The following is a 1,617-nucleotide window of genomic DNA, read 5'->3' as shown; positions in this document are numbered from 1 at the left end:
CTAATCCGAAAATGAGGTGACGTGCCTGCGGTGCCGGCACGTGTGTTGTCCCGGCGGAACGTAGCGGAGCCGGGAAGGTCGTGGTGGTGTTGTTGTGCGGGTCAGGCGACCGGGGTGAGGGTGACGGTGTAGCCGAGGGCCTCGAGTTGACGGATGTGGTTGCGTTTCTTGGTGTCCGGGTTGATGTGGCGGGTGTAGTGGTCGGGGCCGAGGTCGTGGAAGGTGGTCTGGTCGTCGGAGAACAGGTGCCAGACGATGACCAGGATGGAGCGGCCGACGGCGACGATGGCCCGTTTCTTACCCCGTCGTCTGGCGATCCGCCGGTAGCGGGCACCGAGGAACGTGTCGGTGCGGCCGGCCACGACGGCGGCCTCACCGAGGGCGCGGGCGAGGTAGCGGTTGCCGTGCCCGGTGGCACCGTTGCCCTTGGACTTGCCGGCTGAGGAGCTGATGCCGGGGGAGAATTTCGCCCACGAACACAGGTGCCCGGCGGTGGGGAACCGGGACATGTCCACCCCTACCTCGGCGAGAATGGCGGCGGCGGCGACGGGTCCGATGCCGGGGATCTCATCGAGGCGTGCCGCCGCCGACCAGAAAGGGGCCAGCTGCGCCTCGATCTGCTCGTCGACCGCGGCGATGTCGGTGTCGATCGCGTCGATCCGGCCCAGCATCCGGGCCAGCAGGAAGGCATGGTGGTTGTCGAAGTGCCCGTTGAACGCCTCCTCGAGCCGGGCGATCTTCGTCCGCATCCTCGACCGCGCCAGCTGGGCGAGGACCTTCGGGTCCCGTTCGCCGGCGATCAACGCGTCCATCATCGCGCGTCCGGATACCCCGAAGAGATCCGAGGCCACGACCGAGAGTTTGATGCAGGCACTTTCGAGAAGTTTTTCGACCCGGTTCTTCTCCGCCGTGCGCGCCCCGACGAGATCGGTGCGGTAGCGGGTCAGGTCCCGCAGCCGGCGGATCGGCCAGGGCGGCACGAAGCTGGGTCGCAGCATCTGCCGTTCGGCGACCTTGCACAACCAGACCGAGTCGAGGACATCGGTTTTGGGCCTACCGGGCAGGTGTTTGACGTCGCGGGCGTTGACCAGCCACGGATCGAGCCCGTGCGCCTCCAAAAGATAGAACACCGGTTTCCAATAATCCGACGTCGCCTCCATCACCACCCGCTCGACACCCAACTCGACCAGATGATTCGCGAGCTCGGTCAACGCCCGGGTCATCGTCGAATGCGTGGACACCTCCTGCAACCGTTTCTTCCGTCCAGCCTCTGCCGGGATCCGGACGCAGCACACCACCTCCGCCTTGCCGATATCCAGGGCCGCGACCCGGGCGATGATCTGTTCCTCGTCGTGCGATTCCACCAGCATCGTCGTCCTCTCCTCACCGGCGCACACACCGATTGATCAGGCGTGGTCACCCGTGGGGATCACCGGGGTGAAACGGAATCTAATCCTCGTGCTCGACAAAGACGGCAACAGTGAAGGGCCCACGGCGTGATCCCCAACGCCCGGCTAGATGACGGCCTCGAAGAACCATAGGGGGACGGCGTCGACGGGCGACCACCACACCATTTTCAGCCCGGAACGGGCGTCCCACCAGGGACAATTTGGCTAG

At 65.7% G+C, this 1,617-nt stretch carries 1 protein-coding gene; it reads right to left on the bottom strand.

Annotated features, from left to right (window positions below; genetic code table 11):
- Positions 1-101: 101 nt before the first annotated feature.
- Complete coding sequence (locus ACFWAY_RS53720) at positions 102-1,370, bottom strand: IS110 family transposase (RefSeq protein ID WP_378516534.1); 1,269 nt, start codon at positions 1,368-1,370, stop codon at positions 102-104.
- Positions 1,371-1,617: the final 247 nt, after the last annotated feature.

Origin of the sequence: Rhodococcus sp. NPDC059968 (genome assembly GCF_042738615.1) — a bacterium.
Classification (GTDB): domain Bacteria; phylum Actinomycetota; class Actinomycetes; order Mycobacteriales; family Mycobacteriaceae; genus Rhodococcus_F.
This window is presented reverse-complemented; position numbering and strand designations above follow the sequence as displayed.

Coding starts and splice junctions, on each gene's coding strand:
- ACFWAY_RS53720 (WP_378516534.1), bottom strand. CDS start 1,370: ATGCTGGTGGAATCGCACGACGAGGAACAGATCATCGCCCGGGTCGCG.